Source organism: Alicyclobacillus acidoterrestris, from assembly GCF_022674245.1.
GTDB classification, from domain to species: domain Bacteria; phylum Bacillota; class Bacilli; order Alicyclobacillales; family Alicyclobacillaceae; genus Alicyclobacillus; species Alicyclobacillus acidoterrestris.
In genome coordinates this window covers 2,626,874-2,648,391 of sequence record NZ_CP080467.1, presented here as the reverse complement: position 1 = coordinate 2,648,391, position 21,518 = coordinate 2,626,874, and the positions used below count along the sequence as shown (strand labels likewise).

The following is a 21,518-nucleotide window of genomic DNA, read 5'->3' as shown; positions in this document are numbered from 1 at the left end:
TAATTGAAGAGAACAGACAACATAAGGGCGGTCATTGACCGCCCTTATGTTGTTGCACAGTTGTCCATCTCCATAAAATCTCCATCTGACATGCATATTTCCGCTCTATAATCGTAACGTGGGCAGGTAGGCGTTGATTGAAGACAGAGACAGAATTTGTGGTTGGGGAGATGTTCTGACATTGATCGAGACGGAAGTCGAACAGTCGACATCCTTTGTCCGGCGTGTCGTATACGGGGCTTGCATCGGATGTGGCTGTTTTTTGGCTGCATTGTTTATTGGCATTCTCGAAGGGAAATTGCTTTCCACGATTTCGCTGATTGGCACCTCTATTGTGTTTGAAGCGCAACCCGCTGCGCTCGCCAGTATCCCGCTTCGATTTCATCCGCTCTCCGGGGCGCTCATCAGCATTCTGGCCAACTTGATTTCGATTCCCCTGATGGTGTTGACGTTTAACGAAATCATGGAGCGCTGGAAATGGGTCAAACGCAAATTGCAAAAGGCCGAGAAGTGGTCCCGCAAGTACGGAAAGTACGGTGTGTGGATACTTACGTTGTTATCGCCTCTACTCGGCGCCTATGTGTCGATTGCGGTTGGCTTTGCGATGCGCTGGGATGTGCGCTTCGTCTTGACGAGTGTGCTGATTGGTATGATTGGCTCTTCTTTCTTAATTGCCTACGGTGGTGAATCTGTCGCGCATTTATTTGGGGTTCACACGTAATGCCTCACGTATTCTAACAAACAGGTGATTTGATGGCTCAACATATCTTGGTGGTGGACGACGAACCGAAAGTGCTTGATGTCATCCGGCCGTTTTTAAAGCAGGAGGGTTTCACTGTCAGCACGGCCACGGATGGCAATATGGCGATGGAGATGGTGAATGAAAGGCAGCCGGATCTTATCTTGCTGGACTGGATGTTACCCGGTAAAAGCGGTATTGACGTCTGCAGGCAACTGCGGGCGACGTCAAATACGCCGATTATCATGGTGACTGCGCGAACGGAGGAGGCCGATAGGGTGTTGGGCTTGGAAATCGGCGCCGATGATTATATTGTCAAGCCGTTTAGCCTCCGTGAATTGGTTGCGAGAGTGCGTTCTGTGTTGCGGCGGACGCAGGACGCCTCCACCACCCAATCCGTGTACGTCCGCGGGACGCTGAAAATCGATGAATCCAAATTCAAAGTGTGGAAAGGTCAACAGGAAATCTCGTTGACCCCAGCGGAGTTTCAAATTTTAGTCACTTTGGCGGCAAAGCCAGGTGTCGTATACAGTCGATTGCAGTTGTTGCACGCTGTCATGGGCGACGCGTATATGAACTACGAGCGTACAATCGACAGCCATATCAGCCATTTGCGCAAGAAGCTGGAGGACAATCCGGCGGATCCGAAGTTTATTCAAACGGTACACGGGATGGGCTACCGATTTGGTGATAACTTGTGAAAATATCTGTTACGCGCAAGTTATTTGCCATCATTGCCGCACTCATCATCTGTATGTCTGGTGCGTTTTTCGTGTTGGCCCACGAGGACTTGGAGCGCTTGTTTCAATCGTACGCCTCCCAGGCGAGTGAACGGAATGCTGTTCAGTGGGCGGATTTGGTGAGTTACTTTTATGAATCCGAGGGTCACTCGTGGAAACATGTGAGTGCTGACCTAGAGGACGTATTGGCACATGCAAGAGCCAGGCAAGATTTGCCCGAGCAATTGGTCGTTGTCAATCACAAGGGGCAGTCGGTCGTTGAAATTGGAACGCCGCTTGGTCAGCACGATACGAATTTGGACGCCACGATTCCGATTATCGACGACGGACGGCAAATTGCCACGATGCATATTTATGGCCTTGGGCTTGAAGGGCTTTATCAAATTGAGAAGACGGTACTCCATGCGATGACACTCGCCTTGATGTGGGGCGTCATTATCGCCGCCGTTTTAGCATTGCTGACTGGCGCCTTGATGGCGCGCCGCATGACCCGGCCATTAAAGCAGATATTAAAGGCAATTAAACAAATTACGGCAGGGGATCTAACGACCCAGATACCCGTTGCCACGGCGGACGAATTTGGTGAGGTGGCTAGCGCATTTAACCAGATGACGCAACAGTTGTACGCCACTGAGGAAGCCCGCAGACACCTGGTCGCGGATGTGGCCCACGAGCTGCGCATTCCACTGACGATTATGCAGGGACAGTTGGAACTCGTGCAGCAAGGTGTCAGGACTGTGAAACCCCAAGATCTATTGCCGCTGCACGACGAAGTCATTCGCCTGTCGCGACTTGTTCAGGATTTGCACCATTTGTCGCTGGCGGAGGTCGGTAAGCTCGAGTTGCATAAAGAGCGGGTGGATATGGCCATGTTTCTCCGCAGAATTGTCGATAACTTTGAAGTCGAGGCGATAGATCACGATATCCAGCTGACATTGCGCGTCGAGGAATCGGCGAATGTGTGGGCCAATGTCGATCCCGACCGCATGACACAGGTTTGCGTCAACTTGTTGGGGAACGCCTTGCGCTATACCCCGGACGGCGGGCGTATCGACGTTTTTGTAGCAAACGAGGCCGACGCGCTGCTTCTGGCGTTTTCTGATACTGGCCCAGGAATTGATGCTGACCACTTGCCGTTTTTATTTGACAGATTTTATCGAGGCGATGAAGACCGCTCCCGACAGACCGGTGGGACGGGTCTTGGTTTAGCTATCGCAAAAGAGTTTGTCGAGGCGCATGATGGCGCCATTCGCGTAGAGAGCTCGCCCGGTACTGGGACAACCTTTACGGTGTATTTACCGCTCTTCAAGGGGGATGCCACCAATTCGTGTGGATAAGTTTGACGTGGTTGTGTTTCGGGCACTGAACCAGCATGCGGGCAGTATCCCGGTGCTTGATGCAATCATGACGTTTCTCGCCGAATATGCGCTGGAGCTGGATGCGCTATGGTTGATTGTCGCTTGGTTCACCTTGCCAAGGGAAGACGAAGAAAAACGGCATGCACTTGTCGTTGCGGTGGCTGGTGGCGCGCTTGCACTGCTCGTCAATGTCGTCATCGGTACCCTTTGGTATCGTGCAAGACCGTTCACCTATGCCGGATTTGGCGCACACAAGCTGATTCCACATTCCGCGGATGGGTCATTTCCAAGCGACCACACGTCTGGTGGATTCGGCATCGCCAGTGCGTTGTGGGGACAAGGTCCTAGGTGGCTCTGCTGGACATTCACGATTTGTAGTACAGTCGTGGCCGTTGCCCGCATCTATGTCGGCGTACATTGGCCGACAGATGTTATCGCCGGTATGGTGATTGGCATTGGGGCCGGTCGACTGGCGCACGGGTTTTCACGACCGTTGCGCGTGGTTACAAATCTCGGTTTGCGGATGTTTCGCATGGGACAGTATGCAGGACATCTTAGGAGATAAACGGCATGTGACCAAACAATTTTGTCATCATGGGCCCGACAAACGGAATCTCCTGTAACGTGCCCAAGGGAACAACCCGCATGTATAAAATGCAAAAGAGGTACACCAGGCCGCCAATGACGAGACTGAACGTCACCTGCAAAAGCGGAGAGGTCGCGGCGAACGTCGTTTGAATCTGATGAATTGGAATGGCGGCCAGGCCTGTGGCAATCACCATTTTCGCTAGACGTGTAAAATTCATCGACATCGAGACCAGGTCTCGCAAGAAGTAGAGACTTAAGAATGTAGCTACGATGCCGCTGATGGCAATCGACGTCGCCACGCCAAAGATCCCCTGTCCAGCTTGCCCGACGAAATAGTAGATACACCCCATGCGAATCCCACTGGTCAACAAAGTGACGACAGTCGACAGCGCTGCCTTGTTCAACCCCTGAAGAATCGCTGAGAGCGGCTCGAAAATGTAGATAAATACCACAGTTGGCGCAAGGTACACCAGGAGTGCGCCCGCTAGATGGTTTTTGTATAGGGAATGGGCGAGATCGTGTCCAGACAGGATGAAGAACACGGTCGCTGGCAAAGCGATCATGAATGTCGCTTGAATGACCTGATTCAAACGGTAACTGACCAACCGTGTGTCGCGCATCGCGGCTGCCTCCGATACGGCAGGAATGACGGCCGATGAAATGGACGATGACAACACGGTCGGCAGAAATAAGAGTTCTGCCGCCATGCCGAACGACCCATACAGGGCAGTCGCCTGTGCCCGGGCAATGCCGACATGGGCGAACGCGATGTAAATCATCACGGGTTCAGACGCGTAGGCGACAATGCCGCAGAGATTGGTCAGCGTGGTCGGCAGTGCGACTTCTACGAGATCGTGAATCGTCTTTTTAATGTGTCGCGCGCGCGGCAATTCGGCTGGCGCGTTGGTCATGAAATGTCGATCCCGCCCAAAGAACCGCCAGAGCATATACGCATAGCCCGCACATTCACCAATTCCGGCTCCAATCATGATGGCAAGCGCCCCATATTCAATTCCGTGTGGATTGAGCAGCACGACGAGTGGTATGGTCACCGTGGTCCGTACGGCGGTTTCAAGAATCCAAGCAGCCGCAGGGGGGCCTTGATTCTGTGTCCCCATATAGTAGCCGCTCATAATCGCGGAGAGACAGACCACCGGGATACGCAAAATTGCGCCGATCAGCGGCAGAAATCCGAGTGGATCTAACCACCGGGCACTGATAGCCGGCGCCAGTGCGATGGCGGTCAGGCAAACGCTCACGGACAACAGAATCACCGTGATATGGGCTATCCACAGCGCACGTTTGACCGCAGCGATGTTCCCGAGTGCCAGGTTCTCGGCAATCACCTTGGAAAGTGCCGCGGGTAAAGCGAGTGTGGAAATCGTCAGCAACATGAAGAAGATTGGGTGGATGGTTTGGAACAAACCAAATCCCTGCGCACCGAGCTTGCGGGCGACCACCACCTGAATCATCATGCCCATGATCTTCGTCGTCGCTCCGGCTCCAGCGAGGATCACGGCTCCTTGTAGAAATGATTGTTTAGCCATAAAGGACTCCTCATGTAGGTAAGGACTTGACATCTATAGGTATGTCCAGAAATGCCTTCACATGCGCCCAGTTGGTAAACAAGCTGCAAACGGCTAAACTACATAGGCAAATCATTTCTCGGCCGGGGAGGCACAGACAGATGAAGATGGAAGGGAACACCATATTGATTACGGGCGGCGCGTCGGGGATTGGCTTGGCGTTTGCCGAGCGGTTTCTCGAGGCGGGCAACGACGTGATTATTTGCGGGCGCCGCGAAGATAAACTGCAAGCGGCGAAACAAAAATATCCGGCGCTGCACACGCGGGTTTGTGATGTTTCCAAGCCGGCTGATAGGGAAGCGTTGTATACATATGTGACCAGTGAGTTTCCAGAGTTGAATGTCCTCGTCAACAACGCGGGTATTCAGCAGCGCGTCGATGTGCTGTGCGCCACGAGGGATTGGAATGACTATAGTCAGGAAATTGCCGCGAATTTGGAAGGGCCCATCCACTTGACATTGCTGTTTGTGCCCCACTTAAGATCCCGTGAGTCCGCGGCGGTCGTCAATGTCTCCTCAGGCTTGGCCATCACGCCTGCTGCGTGGGCACCCATTTACAGTGCCACAAAAGCCGGCTTGCACGCCTTTTCGATGACGCTTCGGCTACAGTTGGCAGATACGAACGTCGAAGTCATCGAGATTCTGCCGCCAGCTGTGAACACGGATTTGGGTGGCATCGGCCTGCACACGTTTGGTGCGCCGTTAGACGTTTTTGCAGATGGCGTATTTGACGGATTGCGGTCTGGAAAATCCGAAATTGGCTTTGGCGGGACGCAAGAGCGGTTGCAATTTACAAAGTCCGAGGTCAATGAGGCGATGAGATCGATGTGGCTCAACTTTCTGCACAATAACCCCGAGTTTCGCAAAGACGTGTGATTGCACCGGTCGTTGATTGACCTCTGGATAGTTGAGGTGTAGTGGGCAAGGCGATGACAGGAAAAAGGTTTTGTGTCGCCGAAACAATCTGTTATGGTCTCAGGGCCTGCGAACCTGTTGTGGCGAGGACGTGTGAAAAGATGATTGTCATTCATTTGATATATTATCTGATATTTGCTGTCGACTTGCTCACCGCTTTTACAATTATTTTTCTCGAACGACAAAATGCGGCGGTCACGTGGGCATGGCTCATGGTTTTGCTGTTTATCCCCATTATCGGGTTTTTACTGTACGTGTTTTTGGGACCGCATCTTGGACGCATTCGCGTGTATAAAGTCAAGCGCCACAATCGGCTGCTGATTGAGGGACTGGCGGCTTACCAGAAGGCGCGCATTGAGACGGGGCAAGTGGTTTACAAAGATCCGATGACGCATCACTATCGGGACTTAATCTACATGAATTTGGTGAGCAGCTACGGCTTCTTCACGCAAGATAACGAGATGCAGATCTTTACAGAGGGTCACCAAAAGTTCACGGCTTTATTGAATGACATCCGAAATGCTAAGCATCACGTGCATTTGGAGTACTATATTTTGCGCAGTGACCACTTGGGCAAACAGCTGTTGGACGCGTTGGTCGAAAAGGCAAAGTCGGGCGTGACGGTTCGATTGCTGTACGATGCGGTGGGGAGTACTTGGACGAAAAGGTCGTTTTTTCAACCGCTGGTCGAAGCTGGGGGCCAAGTTGCGGCGTTTTTCCCATCGCGAATCCCGTTCATGAATTTCCGGATGAATCACCGTAACCATCGAAAGCTCGCGATTATTGACGGCGTGTATGGATATATTGGCGGGTTTAACATTGGCGATGAGTATCTTGGCCTCAACAAACGGTTTGGCGCATGGCGCGACACGCATTTGCGGGTGGAAGGCAGTGCCGTGTTAGAGATGCAGGCGATGTTTTATCTAGACTGGAACTATGCTGCAAGTGCCCCAATGCCCATTGACGCCAGTTACTTTCGCGTGAAGGACTATACCGGCGACGTGGGGATGCAAATTATCTCCAGTGGCCCCAACAGTGAAGTTGAACAAATCCGCAACGCCTATATTAAAATGATTCATGCAGGTAAACACCACATTTACATTCAGACACCGTACTTTGTGCCGGATGAAAGTCTCTTGACTGCGCTAAAAACTGCCGCATTGGCGGGTGTGGACGTTCGGATTATGCTGCCGTCGAAGCCGGATCACCGAGTGGTTTACTGGGCGTCGAGATTTTACCTTGGGGAATTGCTCGCAGTGGGTGTAAAGTGTTATCTGTACACGAAAGGCTTCCTGCATGCCAAGACCGTCGTGGTGGATGGCCATATTGCGTCGGTCGGAACGGCCAATATCGATATTCGGAGTTTTAAATTGAACTTTGAAGCCAATGCAATGATTTATAGCACGACGGCCGTGGCACAGCTGGAGCAGATTTTTGAGGAGGACTTATCGTACTGCGAGGAGTTGACAATGGAGCGCTATCGCGGTCGTTCCCGCGTCGAGAAGATTGCCGAGTCGTGTGCCCGTCTCGTGTCGCCGATTTTATAGAGCTGGGCGTTCAATCAGCCCAGCTCCGTTTCGTCAGCGATTGGCGTGGGCCTAGTGAATTGTAAAGGCAATTTGCGTGCCCCCACCAATCAGCGGCGTCACGGTGGAGAACCCTGGTCGTAAATCGACTGTGACGGTCAGGTTGTCACCCTTTTGAGTCAACTGGTAACTGGTTGCCCAATTTGCGTCAACGGGTGTGGCTACATCAATCGGATAATCGCCATGTCCGACGTGCTTCAGTGTGACAATAAACTGCTTTCTATCCGACGTGATGTGCGGGTTTACATAAGTGTGTTGCATATCTCCATGAGTCAAGATGAAAGTGATTTGATTGTCCGCGAACTGGATTTGCTCCAGCGTGAGTTGTGGTGCGGGCGAAGGTGCCGATGTGTTGTTCGCTGTCCCTGTCGATGAAGCATTCTGAACCCGTAAGCTATTGCTTGTCGAATGGTTCGACAGATGGCTCGTCGGGTGGTTGTTGGTGCTTGCATTCTGGGTGGTACACCCGGACAGGGTAACGAAGGACAAACCGGTCGCCAATGCAATGCAGCACAACATGGTTGGTTTCATATTCGACCTCCTGGACCAAAGGACTGGGCGTGGCGCAATTGAAGTGGTTCCCATTGCGTAGGATGGATGAGTTCTCGAGAAATTATCACATGAGGAGGATGTATGACAATGTCAGATGCGTATAAGCGCGTAGCAGGTGAGCGTGCGCTCGATTATGTGAAGGACGGGATGGTGCTCGGCCTCGGGACGGGATCGACCGTATACTATACGTTACAAAAACTGGGGCGTCTGGTTCAAGAGGGGTTGCAAATCAAGGGGATTCCGACGTCCAAGGCCACGGAAGTGATGGCGAAGGAGTTGGGCATTCCGCTGACCAATTTTCGAGAACATCCTGTGCTCGACATCACGATTGATGGTGCGGACGCCGTCACGCCGAAACTGGAACTGGTGAAAGGCGGCGGCGGTGCGTTGTTGCGCGAGAAATTGGTTGCCGGTGCCTCGAAGCAGATGATTGTCATTGTCGATGAGTCGAAGCGTGTAGATTCTTTTGATGGTGTGAGTATTCCCGTGGAAGTCGTTCCATTCGCAGTCGAGACGACCGTTGAACGCATTCGCGCGCTGGGTGGAAGGCCGACAATGCGCCAGGACGGCGATGAACTGTTTGTGACGGACAACGCACATTATATTGTGGATGTGACGTTTGCTTCAGTGCCCGACGTGGCAGCGTTGCACGACCGCCTAAAACGCCTGACAGGTGTGGTGGAAACCGGTTTGTTCCCCGATTTGGCGAGTTTTGTGATTGTGGGCTCAGCGCGCGGCGTCGACGTGGTGGAGCGGTCGTGATTCGGTCTCCATTTTGCCAATGCCGGACTTGACCAAGGCATAGGCCACGCTGCCTGTCGAATATGGTCTTACCAAGTGGGATGTTGATACCGTTCAACAATCGCTCGAACTTCGGCGACAGCTTCCTTTGGCAGGTGTTTCACTTGTTCCGCGAGGCGAACGACTTCGGCCAGTTCTTCCGAGGTCATTTGTCCCTCTAACAGGTTCATTTGCCGGCGCCGATGGTGAACCGTATTGGTGGATATGCCGAACATTTGAGCAATCTCGGCATCCGTTTTGCCGAGATCGAACACGAGGTGACGCAGCTGTTCACGGGATAGTAGATGAAAGTCTGTCTGTGGCAACGATAAAACCTCCTTTTCCATGGTTTTTTCCAAAAGTGTGCAGTTCTATGCACGGATGAACCCCTGGGTCAACCCAATCCGACACATAGCCGTGGTGCGTGCGGGGGATGTTACATATACGGAAATGGGGGGATGGATGTGCAGGAACAGACGCATCGCAAGCCGGGTCACCCGTTGCGGAAGTTCGATGTGACGCAGTTGGACGAATGGGCGGATGAAAACGTGCGGAAGTTTGATGTTCAAGCGACCGTCGAGAACACCTCCCGCAAACCGAATCCAGAAGATGGTGCGCGCCTTGAAACAGCACCAAAGCGGAGGACGCCAATCGACTGAAGCACGGCGGATGCACTGCATCCGCCATTTTTGACCTCATTCGAATACTTGCAGCTCTCGTTGAATTTCGACATGTATCGCCAGAAGCCGACGGAATTTGAAGCTTTCGCGTCAGTCTGCTAGTGTGAATATGCTAGAGTGCGATAGAGCGAGGAGACTTCACCATGACTTCTCAAATCAGACAGTTTTTGGCGGACTGGCGTATCATGTCAATGATAGGTGCCGGCGTCGTCATTATTGGCGTACTATTATATTTGGACCGACACCACCGGGTTTCGCAATTGATTCGGTCGTGGGGAGCCATTGGCATCATTGTGGCGATTATCCTGATGTTATTGTGGTGCTTGACACCGATTCCATCGGAGGGCCTGTTGGTTATTTTCCTGCGTGTATATGGCGTCGGATGGGGTACGGTGTATGCGTATTTAGGCTCTACGCTCAGTGCGTTGGTCATCTTTTTTATTGCCCGTCACTTTACGAAGGTGTGGTTGTCGCGGGCTTCGGCGCACGAACGGTTTGAACAAGTGAATCGTTGGGTGAAGGATTGGGGGAGTCTAGGTTTATTGATAGCCCGCATGCTACCCGTTCCTGCATTCGTCGTCAATTATGTCGCTGGAATGGTACCGGCCATCAGTTTATGGAGTTACCTGTGGACCGCAGTCGTCGCTATTTTCCCATACTACTTGGGTGTTGCGCTGGTTTTCCAAGGAGTTTTTGGGAACTGGATTTATATTTTAATTGGTATTATCCCATTGTCAATTGTCGGATTGGCTGGGTTTCTCGTGCGGCGGCGCAGCCATCACCACGCAGACCTGCACCGAAGATTTTTCAGATGGTATATGTAAAATACAGTCTGGTGTCGTAAAAACGTGATGGCTACAATATAGTAGAAACCCCGAGGTGATGCAGTTGGGAGAGCACGAAAACCTCGACCAGGTACGGAAATTGGATAGTATTCTCGAGCGGTTGTCCCGTTCGATGAAAACTCGTCGAGAGGTCGAAGCAACTGGGTTAACCACCACCCAATTATTTGTCCTGCGGTATTTGTCTTTAAATGAGAATGCCAAGTCGTCTGATATTGCAAAAATTGCCGGCCTCAGTCCTGGCGCAATTACGCAAGTCTGCGACGAGTTGGTGCGTTTAGGCTATGTGGAACGAACAAGATCTAACGAAGACAGGCGGGTCGTCTTCGTGAGGTTGACGGAAAGTGGCGAGGCGCGCATCAAGGAACTATTGGCGCGCCGAGCAGTCCGCCTCAGTCAATTGTTGGACAAGATGGGGCGGGAGGACGCGGCGGCGCTGACACGGTTATTGGAACGGCTTGTCGAAGTCCTGGAATCAGAATCTGAAGAATAAGGGGGTATTTCGATGAAGGTAGGCTGGATTGGATTAGGAAACATGGGTGTGCCGATGGTTCGCAATCTCGCGCGTGCAGGCGTTGACGTATGCGCCTACAATCGTTCGCCCAAGGAAACGGAACTGGCCGGTGCGCGTACGGTGCATTCGCTGACTGAGGCGGTGCAAGGCAAAGACGTGGTGGTGTTGATGGTCTCCGACATCGCCGCAATCGAGGATATCTTGTTCGAGCATGGGGCCGCTGCGGCGATGTCGGAGAACACACTCGTGCTCAACATGAGTACCATCGGCGTCGACGAGACGGTGAAATTGGCGCAGACGTTGCAAGGGCGCGGTTTGCGGTTTATGGATGCGCCGGTACTCGGCTCTGTGAAGCCCGCAGAAAATGCGGCGCTCACCGTAGTCGCTGGTGGGGAAGCGACGGACTTCGAGCAGATGAAGCCCATCTTCGACGCAATTTCCAAGGCCGCGTTCCACATTGGACCATGCGGCAAGGGCGCGGCGATGAAGCTACTCGTGAACGCGTATTTGGGAATGGCGGTTGAGGCGCTGGGAGAATGTCTTACGTTCGGCAGGGAAAATGGCTTATCCGCCGAATTGATGCTAAGTGTTCTTGAAAATAGTGCGGTCTGGTCGCCGATGATAGCGGGCAAGCGAGACATGCTGCTCAATGAAGAATACGGCGCGCAATTTGCACTGCGTCATTTGACGAAGGATTTGGGTCTTGCGATTCGCCAGGCGACGCAAGTGGGCGCCGCCATGCCTGCGGTACATACGACGCTGGACACATTTCAAAAAGCGGTGGCTGACGGGTACGGCGATGAGGATATGATTGCTGTGCTCAAGCACCTGCGAGGACAAAAACAGGCATGAAGCCGGGTGTTTTTTTAGATAGGGATGGGGTCATTAACGACCACCGCCACTATATCAATGGTCCGGACGATTTTTATCTGTTTCCACAAGCACCAAAGGCAATTGCAGCACTGAATCAGGCGAATCTGTTTGTCGGCGTCGTGACCAATCAAGGTGGCGTTGGACTTGGCTACTTGTCGCAGCTTTCGTTGCAGGCGATTCACGAGAAGATGACCACGTTATTGGCCGAAGAGGGCGCGTATCTCGATGACATCATGTACTGCCCTCACGCGCCCAAAGAGGGTTGTGATTGTCGAAAGCCAAAGCCGGGCATGATTGAATTGTTGGCCAAGCGCCATGAATTAGATTTAGCGCGTTCTTACATGGTTGGAGACCGAGACGTCGACATCTTAGCAGGTCAGGCAGCCGGGTGTAAAACCATTTTCGTTGGCGGTGGAACGCTGCCAAGCCGGGTGGTTCCCAATGCCCACGTCGCAGACATTGCAGCGGCGGTGGATTGGATACTGCGCGACGCAGGACAGACACAGCTTTCATAAGATGTAGCGCAAAGCCCAACATGGGTTAGGAGGCGCTGCTTGTATGTTGCCTGTGACCAACTTCGATGACGCACTGTACGGTTGGTACGAAGAACTGGACGATGCGCTTTGGACCACCCTACCGGACCAAAATGTGTTATCCTGGTGGATGCGGGCGTCTGTCCCCGTCTCCGCGCTACAGTGGTTGACAACTGGATATCCAGTGTTGGCGCCGTATTATCCGGCGAGCGCAGTGAACGGGTTAATGGACCCTACAGCACCCTACATGGGCTATTGGTGGCCATGAGGTCCGTTGAGAGAGGCTGTCGCGCCTCTCTTTTGTGTGTTGTTACCGCGGTCACGTACTAAAGGAGATGTCTCATTGGACCTGAGTATCATCATTCCGTCGTTCAACGAACGGGACAATATTGTGCCGATAGTTGAGCGAATTCATACAGCATTACGAGATGAGCCAATCCGCTATGAGATCTGGTTCGTGGACGATAGTACGGATGATACCGTCGATGTCCTCTCCGAGATGGAAGCGGTGGACAAGCAGGTTCACGTTTACCATCGGGACAGCGAGCGGGGACTGGCGAGCGCAGTTGTCGCAGGGTTTGCGCGGGCTCGTGGCGAGTATCTGATTGTGATGGATGCCGACTTGCAACATCCGCCCGAGCTCCTACCAGAAATTTATCGGAACCTCGCGGCGGGCAGTGACATCGTCATCCCGAGCCGTTTTGTCAGTGGCGGTTCAGATGGTGGCCTCGGGCCATTGCGCAAACTCGTGTCATGGGTAGCGAGGGTCATCGGTCAACTCGCGCTGCGGCGATTACGCAAAATATCTGATTGTACAAGCGGCTATTTTGGCGTGAATCGCAATGTGGTCGATGGTGCTCAGTTAGATCCAATTGGGTGGAAAATCTTAATTGAGGTGCTGGTGAAGGGCCGCTATAAAACGGTTCATGAGATTCCTTATGAATTTTTGGCTCGCGATGCCGGCGAGTCGAAAATGAGCATGCGGGAACAGTGGAACTATTTCCGTCATTTATTTCGGCTTGTTTCTCAAAGCCCGGCGGATAGGCGGTTCTTTTTGTTCTGTGCGATTGGTGCCAGTGGCGTTGTCGTCAACTTGGTGGTGCTGTCGATATTGAAGTACGCACTGCGAGTTCCAGATACGTCGGCGTCCATTATTGCCTCGTTGGTGGCCATGTTGAGCAATTATATTTGGAATGACCAAATTACCTGGCGGGCGTCTGGGCAGCGTAAATGGAATATCAAACTGCCGTTGTTTATCGGCATTTCACTCGTGGGTATCGCTCTGACGACGCTCGTCATGGACGGCTTTCGAGCGGTGGGAGTCGCTGTCCCGATTGGACAGGTCATCGGAATTCTCGTATCGACGGTCTGGTCGTACATGATGAACAATCGATTGACATGGAAAGACACACAAGAGAAGGTTCGTGAGGAAGTCGTGGTCACGCGGGAAGAAGGACGGATTCGGTCCGTCTGACTGTATAGATTCAGATAAAACGCCTCCGCCAAGGGAATTTCCTTCGGCGGAGGCGTTTGCCGTTTACGACGTCTGTTGTGTGCCAGGTGGATGCCAGCACTGTGTCGTCGCCGGATCTTGTACTGGATTCTCCTGCACAATACCGTCTTCAAAAAACTGCTTTGCGACGTATCGCGCCTGATGTGGGTTGACCACCCAATAGCTCAAATCGCCGGTTCCGCCTGCCGGATCGTGAAAAGATCCGGGCAATGTCTGTTCAATCGTGCGATACTCGGCGTATTTATGCGCGTTTGCTGCTAATTTACTCAAATCGACGAGCGTCATATCCGTGTCGACGCTGTGCACGGCATCCATGAGGATACTTGGGAGTTTGGGGATTGTCTGTGGCTGTAACAGACGACTCTTTAGTGCCACTAAAAACGCCTGTTGCCGCTCGGTCCGCCCGATATCGCCGAGTGCGTCGTGTCGGTAGCGGACGAACGCCAGAGCCTGTTCCCCGGTCAGCGTTTGTCGTCCGGGTTGAAGATTGATAATGCCATGGACCGCGTCACCCGTCTTGTAGTACATGCGCTTGGGGACGTTTATTTCCACGCCGCCGATGCGGTTAATCATGTTGACTAGTCCATCAAACCGGGTGAGTGCATAGTGATCTATCGGCAGACCAATTAAATTTTCGACAATCTGAACGGTCATCTCTGGACCCCCGATGGCCAATGCGTCATTTACTTTCCGGTATCGCCCATCCGGAAAGGCCACTTGGGTATCGCGAGGAATCGATAATAATTCAATTCGGTGGTGTGCGTCGTCGAGGCTGGCGACACAAAGTACGTCAGAATTGCCGTTGAGATCATCTTCCCGGGCATCCGTTCCAATAAGGAGAATGGTCTTTCGGTCAGGTTGCGGTGCATGTGACAATCGAATCGGAGGCAGCGCCGCATGAACGCGATGTGGGAAGAGGACGCGTGCGGTAGCAAGCGTGCATCCGCCGACGACGGTTATAAATAGCGCCATCGTTGCAAGTAAACGAATCATCCGCGAGAAAGTAAATTTCCGATCACGGCGTTCAGACATTTGGGGCCCACTCCCATCTCCTTGTGATCATGCGTATTGTCTCAGAAGATGGTGCAGGTTATTCGGGTTGTGATGCACTTTCGCATAGAACGAGGGAGCCAGACGGATACGCCGTCGTGGACGAACGCTGGCTCCCTGTCATTGCGTGAACGACTTTAGGTTGGATTAGTTATGGGTGAGGATTTCGTTGCACTGGATACAAATATAGCGGTATGATTCGGCGAGCGTTCGCGCCTGAACCGGCAACCCGTCGCGAATGACGACGCTTGAATCGAGTTGGACGATGCGCTCTTCCCGGAATGAGGTACTATTGCACTTTGGACAGTGAATTGCGTGTTGACTGCTGGCCATCTGTGACTCATCTCCAATATGTAAGGTTTACAATGATAACAGTGACGTGCGGCTTGCTGTGGCTCAACAAGTGGCGCATACAACATGTATTATAAGTGTGGCGCGGTGAAAGGGTCAAAGACGTTGTGCATTGCGCCGCTTTTCAAAGGGATTGGAGGCGTGCTGGTGATTCGCGCAGGGACTTGCGCTTTTCAAGATCACGACTCGTTTTATCCGCGGAGCATTTCACCCCGGGAACGGCTTCGGTACTACGCGCGGTATTTTTCAGTAGTCGAAATCGACAGCACGTTCTACGGGTTGTTGCGTGCGGGCACATGGGAGAAATGGCTTACGCTCGTACCCGATAATTTTCTGTTTCACGTCAAGGCTCACAAGGCGATGACGCTGCATGACCGTTCGTTAGACAGGGACGCGCGGCGGGTACTGGTGCGCGAGTTTATGGACAGCCTTGCACCCGTGCATGCGCGGGGTCAACTCGGATGTGTTCTGCTCCAGTTTCCACCGTGGTTTGGCGCATCCAGAATCCATGTCGCGACTGTCGAGCGAATTGTGGACATGTGTCAAGGCTATGGTGTCACGGTGGCCATTGAGTTCCGCGAACGCAGTTGGTTTGCCACTCCTGAACGCAGTGAATCGACTTTGGCGTGGCTTCGGCGATTGGGGGCGGTTCACGTCATTTGTGACGAACCGGATGCTGGGGTTGGCAGCGTTCCACTTGTGCCTGCGTTGACGAATCGGGCATTCGGTCTGCTGAGGATGCATGGCCGCAATCGTGAAATGTGGGATAAACCGGGGTTAAAGAGTTCAAAGGAGCGGTTTGACTACCGTTATACAAAGCTTGAACTCGAGGCGTTGTGGCCGGTGCTCGCCCCACTCACGGAGTCTGTGGACGAGTTTCATATTCTCATGAATAACAATTCGAATAACGATGCTGTGTGGAACACCTTTGATTGGTTGGAGCTGCTGCATCTCGCAGATAAACCTCGGCCAACGCTCGACACTTCGGAGCAGCTTCGGCTCCTTTAGTGGGTGTCCTGAGACCTGTTACGGATGCAAGGTCTTTGTGCGACATCCCGTTTTCATTCGCAATTGTGGTATGGTTGTATAGTGGGCGTGAGCAAAGACACTGGAGGACAAGGATGAATTACGGCTTTCCGGATTGGATGTTCGCAGCGGTAGCGATTGCTGCGTACGAGATTGCTGCTTGGATAAAACACCGTTTCCACTTGGAGTGGGCGATGTGGATTGCGTACGCAATCATCGTTGTATGCGCCATCGTGTTGCTAATACGGTATATCATTCGGATGGTTCGGCGACGGCGGCATCACGAGGCCGACGAGCCGGACGATTGGCGGAATTATTGAGAGACGGGCGCGTTGATGCGCCCGGTTTCATTTATGCGCCCCAGCGCTTGGCTGTGACAGTAGTGTGGAGCTTAGATTTGTGAAGATGATTGCAGGTAATCCTCGAGAAGCTGTGCAAAAGGCCTAGACAAGCGAGTATAAAAGGAGACTTGCCCTCGCTCCACCACGCCCGACGGCGACACTAGGTGGAGGACGCTTGTCACAATTTTATACGCACGCCCGGCGTCTGAACGCCCGCTTGAAAGGCGATTGACATGCTGGGAAAACTCTAGATCATCGCATTCGACGAACCCAATAATGTTGTCCAGTGCGATGCGGAATGTGGTTTGACCACGCTGTTGTATAAATTCCTTTGTGGTAAGTTGATATTTAACACTGTTGCGGACTTCACTGCGTTTCAACTCACCACGCAACATCTTCACTTTGGGAAAGTGATACATGAATTCGCCACCTTTACACCAAAAGAAGTTATGTTGATGATTGTAACATAGTTCAGGGAAACATGTCCGGGTGCTTCGGCCGAAATTTCCAAAAGTAACCATAACCAAGGCCCACTATTCTGTCGAAAAGGGTGAACGTTTCGTTGAGTCGTTGGATGAGTATTTTGGCCGTCGTGATGATTGTCATCAGTGCGGTGATTCGCTTTACACATGGAAGCGAGACGCTGCAATTTTTTGCTTCCGCAGTGGCGATTATTCCGTTGGCGGCCATGATGGGGCAGGCGACAGAGTCGATTGCCGCACACGCTGGACCGCGTTTGGGCGGATTGCTGTCCGCTACTTTCGGAAATGCTGTGGAGTTGATTATCGGCATATTTTCGTTAGAGCAGGGGCTCTTCTCGCTCGTCAAAGCCTCCATTACAGGTTCCATCATTGGCAACCTGTTGTTCGTGCTCGGGTTGAGTTTTTTTGTTGGCGGCATTCGCCATCCGATTCAATACTTTAATTTGCGCGTGGCGCGCAGCAACGCGTCCATGTTGATGTTAGGCGTCGGTATTGCGTTTGTCGTACCGAGCATTTTTGCGTTGGCGCCTCATGAACAGAACTATGCACTGTCGTTCGGCGTGGCGGCGGTCTCACTCGTGATTTACATTCTCGGTCTCTTCTTTAGCCTGTTCACGCACCGTGAGGTGTCTGCGTACATAGAAGATGAGGCAGCTGAAACAGAGGGGGCGGGCCACGAAGAGGTCAAGTACCGACTTTGGCCTGCGGTGATTGTTTTGCTGATTTCTACTGTCCTGGTTAGCATTGAGAGCGATTGGCTGGTGGAAAACGTCAAGTCGATTGCTGCAGGATTAGGGTGGAGTGAAGTCTTTATCGGGGTGGTTGTCGTCGCGATTATTGGCAACGCGGCCGAACACGCGTCGGCTGTGTGGATGGCCTGGAAGAACCGAATGGATCTCTCGCTGGAGATTGCAGTCGGCAGTACACTTCAGGTGGCGATGTTCATCGCACCGGTGTTGTTTTTTGTCAGTCTGATGATGGGTAATCCGTTTGAACTCGTATTTTCTTGGCCAGAGCTCATCAGCATGATTGCAGCTGTCTTGTTGGTGGTCATTTTGATGCTCGATGGTGAGTCCAACTGGCTGGAAGGTGCCATGGCGGTTGGTGCGTATCTCGTTCTCGCTGTTGGTTTCTACACGTTACATACTGCCTGAGTGGAGTGTTTGCGGTGAAAATGTTTATCCGGGCAATTGCGAAACACTTTGGGATTGGCTTGGCGACAGTGCTACCGTTCGTCTTTGCTATCTGGGTTGTCGTCGTCGTGGTCAACTACGTGGATGGATTGGTGGGGCAATACATTCCGTACCCAGGGTTTCATATTCCCGGGACGGGCTTCGTGCTCATCTTAGCGGCCATTACGGTCATTGGATTGTTGTCCCGCATTTACATTAGCCGCGTATTCTTCTCTTGGCTAGACGCTTTATTTACGCGAATTCCTGTGATTAAGTCACTTTATTCGACGGCCAAGGAACTCGTGCAAAACACGTTTGGGCGCAAAGGCGCGTTTCAACAACCGGTTCTCGTCGACTGGCCGGATGAACGCGCGCAGGTGCTTGGTTTTATCACCAATGAGACGCTACCAGTTGAGATGGATCCCGATGGCACAAAGGTGTCTGTGTACCTGCCCAACGCCTTTCAGTTTGCTGGCGCCACGGTCATTGTCTCGCGCGATAAAGTGAAACCTTGTGGATTGACGGTGGAGCAGGCGTTTAAATTTTCGTTGTCGGCTGGGTTGGGCCATTCGGTGGAATCTGTGAAGAAAGAGGACACAGAGACTGAGTTGCCAACTGGAAATCATCAACCGTTGGGCATGTAAGAGGGAATAAGGTCATTCTTGATAAGACTCGGGTTCATTTGGCCGCTAGCGCATAACGATGCGCGAGCGGCCATTTGACGATTGTGCGAAAATGCTCTGCTACGTCAGTCTCGCAGAACTGGCGTGTACCCACGTTCGCGCAAGGCGGTACACAAAGTTTCGATGTGCTTTTTATCGCGGGTTTCGAGGTCGAGCTCCACTTCGGTTTGGCCGAGGTGAATGTGTGTGCCGACCCTGTGATGGCGGATGGAGAGGACATTGGCCCGCAGTGCCGCTAGAACGTCCAACAAATCTTTGAGTGCCCCTGGTCTGTCCAAAAGCGTGACAGCCAATCTGAGAAAACGTCCAGACTCAATGAGTCCGTGCTCAATAATCCGCGACAGTACGGTGACGTCCACGTTGCCACCCGATAACACGCAGATGACTTTGCCAAGGCCACTTGGAATTTTTCGGTTGATGGCCGCGGCAACACTGGTCGCGGCGGCACCTTCGGCCACGATTTTACAGCGTTCAAGTAGGAGTACCATGGCCCGCGAGATTTCCTCTTCTTCGACCAGCACGACGTCGTCCACATATTGTTTGATTAAGGCGTATGATAGGTCGCCGGGGCGCTGCACGGCGATACCGTCGGCAAGCGTCGCCTGTGCGGTCACGGTCGTGGGCCGCCCGAGTTCAAGCGACTCGCGAACAGAGGGGACGGCGGTGGCCTCAACGCCAATCACTCGGATATCTTTCTTCAGCGATTTGACGGCTAACGCGATGCCTGCGGCCAATCCGCCGCCGCCCATCGGAATCACGATGGCGTCTGCGTCCGGCAACTGTTCCAACATTTCGAGCCCCATCGTCCCTTGACCCGCAATAATGGCCTCGTCGTCAAACGCGTGTACATATGTATAACCTCGTTCGTCTCGCAGCGCCACTGCGTGTGCGTAGGCGTCGTCGTACGATGCGCCGTGGAGTACGACGTTTGCGCCGTAGGCCTGGGTTGCCGCAATTTTCGCAAGGCTAGCCCCTTCCGGCATGACAATCGTGCAGGGGACACCGAGATCGCGAGCGGCCAACGCCACCCCTTGTGCGTGATTTCCTGCGGATGCGGCAATAACACCTCGGCTTCGTTCGGCTTCCGTCAGCGACGTGATTTTGTTGTACGCGCCGCGGAGTTTAAAGGAACCCGTTTTCTGCAGATTTTCGAGTTTGAGATAAATCTCGTTGTCCGACAGCTGTGTGAAGGTCGCAGAGTAATCGAGCGGAGTTTGCTGGATGACACCGGCAATCCGCGTGCGGGCCTTCTTGATATCGTCGAGCGTGAGCTGTGGTAAATTGGATTGATGTTCCAACCGGGAATCCTCCTTTGTGTCCCAGGGTGCAGTCATCGCGAAAGGCTGCGGTAGTGCCAATCCCATCGGCGTGCTAAAATGCTTCTAGCAGAGCGGTGCCTGGACACCGCTCATGATCGTACTGGAGGTGTTTGTGATTTTCAATACAGATGCGCGGGTTCGTTCCAACTTGCGAGCCATCCACCCATACCAGCCAGGTATTAGCGAAGACCAATTGCGCAAAGAGTTTGGACTGGCCCGGCTAGTTAAACTGAACTCCAATGAAAATGCACTTGGCCCGTCGCCAATGGCCCTTGCTGCGATTGAGCGCGAATTGCCAAAGCTCCACTTATACCCCGACGGAGGCAGTGAGTTACTTCGCGAGGCGCTCGCAGCGCATCATGGGCTGAAAATGGAACAAGTTTTTGTCGGCAACGGATCTGACGATATTATCAAGCTGATTTCAGAGACGTTCCTCGAAGCTGGAGACGAGATTGTCGTACCGTTTCCGTCGTTTTCGCAGTATGGATTCGGGGCCGAGGTGATGCGGGCGCAGATTCGCGAAGTGCCCTTGCGACCGGACTTTTCCTATGATGTCGAGGCGCTGCTGCGGGCGGTGAACGATAAGACGAAACTCCTTTACCTGTGCACGCCGAACAATCCCACCGGTACAGTGCTCAAACGCGACGAATTCACGTGGTTAATGGAACGCCTGCCGCAAGACGTCTTTGTCGTGGTCGATCTCGCCTATGACAACTACGCCACTGACCCTGACCGGTTTTTTGTCACAGAGTCGGCCCTGACGTATCCGAATGTATGTTACATGTTCACGTTTTCCAAGTTGTACGGCTTGGCCGGTTTGCGCGTCGGTTATGCGCTTGGCAATGAACAAGTGTGGGCGTATGTCCACCGTGTGCGAGAGCCGTTTAACGTCAATCGGGTGGCCCAACGGGGTGCACAGGCTGCGTTGCAGGATGTGGAGCACATTGCGAAGTCGCAAGCGCTTGCAGCGAAGAGCCGGGAACAGTATGCGGCGTTGGCACGCGATGGACTGCGCGTGATCCCGTCACAGGCGAATTTCACCTTGGTCGAGGTGGGGGATGGCGTCGCTGCGTTCGAGTGGCTGAAAAAACAAGGAATACTCGTGCGCGCGGGGTATCCGGGTTTGGAATCGTTCGTTCGTGTCACATTTGGTCTCGATGAAGAAAACGAGTTATGTATCGGCGCATTGCGCGCGTATCAGCAGGTGCGTGCGTGAGGAGACTGGTTTTCCTTTACGGCCCCCTATGGTAAACCAACCAGATTAGGGGGCCATTAGCCAATCAGATTGACTGATTT

At 52.8% G+C, this 21,518-nt stretch carries 26 protein-coding genes; 19 read left to right on the top strand and 7 right to left on the bottom strand.

Going from position 1 to position 21,518, the window contains the following annotated elements; genetic code table 11:
• The first annotated feature begins 181 nt into the window (after window positions 1-181).
• From K1I37_RS12840 to K1I37_RS12825, 4 genes are read left to right on the top strand one after another with little or no spacing between them, the layout of a single operon-like run.
• Entirely contained in the window at window positions 182-721 is a 540-nt protein-coding gene (locus K1I37_RS12840; protein ID WP_021295780.1) for a small multi-drug export protein, read from the top strand.
• 32 nt (window positions 722-753) lie between these two features.
• Complete coding sequence (locus K1I37_RS12835) at window positions 754-1,440, top strand: response regulator (RefSeq protein WP_021295779.1); 687 nt, start codon at window positions 754-756, stop codon at window positions 1,438-1,440.
• Window positions 1,437-2,816, top strand: coding sequence for a sensor histidine kinase (locus K1I37_RS12830; RefSeq protein WP_021295778.1), 1,380 nt, complete (start codon window positions 1,437-1,439; stop codon window positions 2,814-2,816). Before K1I37_RS12835 ends, K1I37_RS12830 begins: the two co-directional genes overlap by 4 nt.
• The gene (locus K1I37_RS12825; protein ID WP_201766379.1) at window positions 2,794-3,402 is read left to right on the top strand and encodes an undecaprenyl-diphosphatase; all 609 of its coding nucleotides are present in this window, start codon (window positions 2,794-2,796) and stop codon (window positions 3,400-3,402) included. The genes K1I37_RS12830 and K1I37_RS12825 overlap by 23 nt, the downstream gene beginning before the upstream one ends.
• Here the strand turns inward: K1I37_RS12825 and K1I37_RS12820 are convergent.
• Window positions 3,392-4,972: a putative polysaccharide biosynthesis protein gene (locus K1I37_RS12820; protein ID WP_021295776.1), complete on the bottom strand. Its 1,581-nt coding sequence runs from the start codon at window positions 4,970-4,972 to the stop codon at window positions 3,392-3,394. The two genes, K1I37_RS12825 and K1I37_RS12820, sit on opposite strands and share 11 nt — an antisense overlap.
• A gap of 140 nt (window positions 4,973-5,112) precedes the next feature.
• Here K1I37_RS12820 and K1I37_RS12815 point away from each other — a divergent pair, with 140 nt between their 5' ends.
• Window positions 5,113-5,886 (top strand): SDR family oxidoreductase, encoded by a 774-nt coding sequence (locus K1I37_RS12815; protein ID WP_021295775.1) that lies wholly within the window; start codon window positions 5,113-5,115, stop codon window positions 5,884-5,886.
• 140 nt (window positions 5,887-6,026) lie between these two features.
• Window positions 6,027-7,472 carry a cardiolipin synthase gene (cls, locus tag K1I37_RS12810; protein WP_031218236.1) on the top strand — a complete coding sequence of 482 codons (1,446 nt, stop codon included), beginning with the start codon at window positions 6,027-6,029 and terminating at the stop codon, window positions 7,470-7,472.
• Between the two features lie 51 nt (window positions 7,473-7,523).
• Here cls and K1I37_RS12805 read toward each other — a convergent pair whose 3' ends face one another.
• Entirely contained in the window at window positions 7,524-8,042 is a 519-nt protein-coding gene (locus K1I37_RS12805; RefSeq protein ID WP_021295773.1) for a hypothetical protein, read from the bottom strand.
• Between the two features lie 108 nt (window positions 8,043-8,150).
• Here K1I37_RS12805 and rpiA point away from each other — a divergent pair, with 108 nt between their 5' ends.
• On the top strand, window positions 8,151-8,825 hold the full coding sequence (gene rpiA, locus K1I37_RS12800) for a ribose-5-phosphate isomerase RpiA (protein WP_021295772.1): 675 nt from the start codon (window positions 8,151-8,153) through the stop codon (window positions 8,823-8,825).
• 68 nt (window positions 8,826-8,893) lie between these two features.
• Here the strand turns inward: rpiA and K1I37_RS12795 are convergent, their stop codons facing one another.
• Window positions 8,894-9,169 carry a helix-turn-helix domain-containing protein gene (locus K1I37_RS12795; RefSeq protein ID WP_021295771.1) on the bottom strand — a complete coding sequence of 92 codons (276 nt, stop codon included), beginning with the start codon at window positions 9,167-9,169 and terminating at the stop codon, window positions 8,894-8,896.
• A gap of 138 nt (window positions 9,170-9,307) precedes the next feature.
• On the opposite strand from K1I37_RS12795, the gene K1I37_RS12790 reads away from it, so the two are divergent.
• From K1I37_RS12790 to K1I37_RS12760, 7 genes are all read left to right on the top strand, one after another.
• On the top strand, window positions 9,308-9,502 hold the full coding sequence (locus K1I37_RS12790; RefSeq protein ID WP_021295770.1) for a hypothetical protein: 195 nt from the start codon (window positions 9,308-9,310) through the stop codon (window positions 9,500-9,502).
• Window positions 9,503-9,666: 164 nt separating this feature from the next.
• On the top strand, window positions 9,667-10,347 hold the full coding sequence (locus K1I37_RS12785; protein WP_021295769.1) for a TVP38/TMEM64 family protein: 681 nt from the start codon (window positions 9,667-9,669) through the stop codon (window positions 10,345-10,347).
• A 64-nt stretch (window positions 10,348-10,411) separates the two neighbouring features.
• On the top strand, window positions 10,412-10,858 hold the full coding sequence (locus K1I37_RS12780) for a MarR family winged helix-turn-helix transcriptional regulator (protein WP_021295768.1): 447 nt from the start codon (window positions 10,412-10,414) through the stop codon (window positions 10,856-10,858).
• A gap of 12 nt (window positions 10,859-10,870) precedes the next feature.
• The gene (locus K1I37_RS12775; RefSeq protein ID WP_021295767.1) at window positions 10,871-11,731 is read left to right on the top strand and encodes an NAD(P)-dependent oxidoreductase; all 861 of its coding nucleotides are present in this window, start codon (window positions 10,871-10,873) and stop codon (window positions 11,729-11,731) included.
• Window positions 11,728-12,267 carry a D-glycero-alpha-D-manno-heptose-1,7-bisphosphate 7-phosphatase gene (locus tag K1I37_RS12770; RefSeq protein ID WP_021295766.1) on the top strand — a complete coding sequence of 180 codons (540 nt, stop codon included), beginning with the start codon at window positions 11,728-11,730 and terminating at the stop codon, window positions 12,265-12,267. Before K1I37_RS12775 ends, K1I37_RS12770 begins: the two co-directional genes overlap by 4 nt.
• Window positions 12,268-12,310: 43 nt before the next feature.
• Window positions 12,311-12,553, top strand: a complete 243-nt coding sequence (locus tag K1I37_RS12765) for a hypothetical protein (protein WP_021295765.1) — start codon at window positions 12,311-12,313, stop codon at window positions 12,551-12,553.
• Between the two features lie 75 nt (window positions 12,554-12,628).
• Complete coding sequence (locus K1I37_RS12760) at window positions 12,629-13,759, top strand: glycosyltransferase (RefSeq protein ID WP_021295764.1); 1,131 nt, start codon at window positions 12,629-12,631, stop codon at window positions 13,757-13,759.
• Window positions 13,760-13,822: 63 nt separating this feature from the next.
• Here K1I37_RS12760 and K1I37_RS12755 read toward each other — a convergent pair whose 3' ends face one another.
• Both K1I37_RS12755 and K1I37_RS12750 read right to left on the bottom strand, forming a co-directional pair.
• Complete coding sequence (locus tag K1I37_RS12755) at window positions 13,823-14,830, bottom strand: LCP family protein (RefSeq protein WP_021295763.1); 1,008 nt, start codon at window positions 14,828-14,830, stop codon at window positions 13,823-13,825.
• Window positions 14,831-14,995: 165 nt separating this feature from the next.
• The gene (locus tag K1I37_RS12750; protein WP_021295762.1) at window positions 14,996-15,181 is read right to left on the bottom strand and encodes a hypothetical protein; all 186 of its coding nucleotides are present in this window, start codon (window positions 15,179-15,181) and stop codon (window positions 14,996-14,998) included.
• An 84-nt stretch (window positions 15,182-15,265) separates the two neighbouring features.
• Between K1I37_RS12750 and K1I37_RS12745 the strand changes: the two genes are divergently transcribed.
• On the top strand, window positions 15,266-16,207 hold the full coding sequence (locus tag K1I37_RS12745) for a DUF72 domain-containing protein (RefSeq protein WP_021295761.1): 942 nt from the start codon (window positions 15,266-15,268) through the stop codon (window positions 16,205-16,207).
• A 113-nt stretch (window positions 16,208-16,320) separates the two neighbouring features.
• Window positions 16,321-16,545 (top strand): hypothetical protein, encoded by a 225-nt coding sequence (locus K1I37_RS12740; RefSeq protein ID WP_021295760.1) that lies wholly within the window; start codon window positions 16,321-16,323, stop codon window positions 16,543-16,545.
• A gap of 71 nt (window positions 16,546-16,616) precedes the next feature.
• Here the strand turns inward: K1I37_RS12740 and K1I37_RS12735 are convergent, their stop codons facing one another.
• A complete protein-coding gene (locus tag K1I37_RS12735) occupies window positions 16,617-16,985 on the bottom strand; it encodes a hypothetical protein (RefSeq protein ID WP_021295759.1) in 369 nt (122 codons plus the stop codon).
• A 176-nt stretch (window positions 16,986-17,161) separates the two neighbouring features.
• Between K1I37_RS12735 and cax the strand changes: the two genes are divergently transcribed.
• Entirely contained in the window at window positions 17,162-18,202 is a 1,041-nt protein-coding gene (cax, locus tag K1I37_RS12730; RefSeq protein WP_407653225.1) for a calcium/proton exchanger, read from the top strand.
• 20 nt (window positions 18,203-18,222) lie between these two features.
• Complete coding sequence (locus tag K1I37_RS12725) at window positions 18,223-18,864, top strand: DUF502 domain-containing protein (protein ID WP_031218226.1); 642 nt, start codon at window positions 18,223-18,225, stop codon at window positions 18,862-18,864.
• A gap of 104 nt (window positions 18,865-18,968) precedes the next feature.
• On the opposite strand, the gene ilvA is transcribed toward K1I37_RS12725, so the two are convergent.
• A complete protein-coding gene (ilvA, locus tag K1I37_RS12720; RefSeq protein ID WP_021295756.1) occupies window positions 18,969-20,201 on the bottom strand; it encodes a threonine ammonia-lyase in 1,233 nt (410 codons plus the stop codon).
• Between the two features lie 133 nt (window positions 20,202-20,334).
• Between ilvA and hisC the strand changes: the two genes are divergently transcribed.
• On the top strand, window positions 20,335-21,438 hold the full coding sequence (gene hisC / locus K1I37_RS12715; RefSeq protein ID WP_021295755.1) for a histidinol-phosphate transaminase: 1,104 nt from the start codon (window positions 20,335-20,337) through the stop codon (window positions 21,436-21,438).
• The last annotated feature ends 80 nt before the right edge of the window (window positions 21,439-21,518 follow it).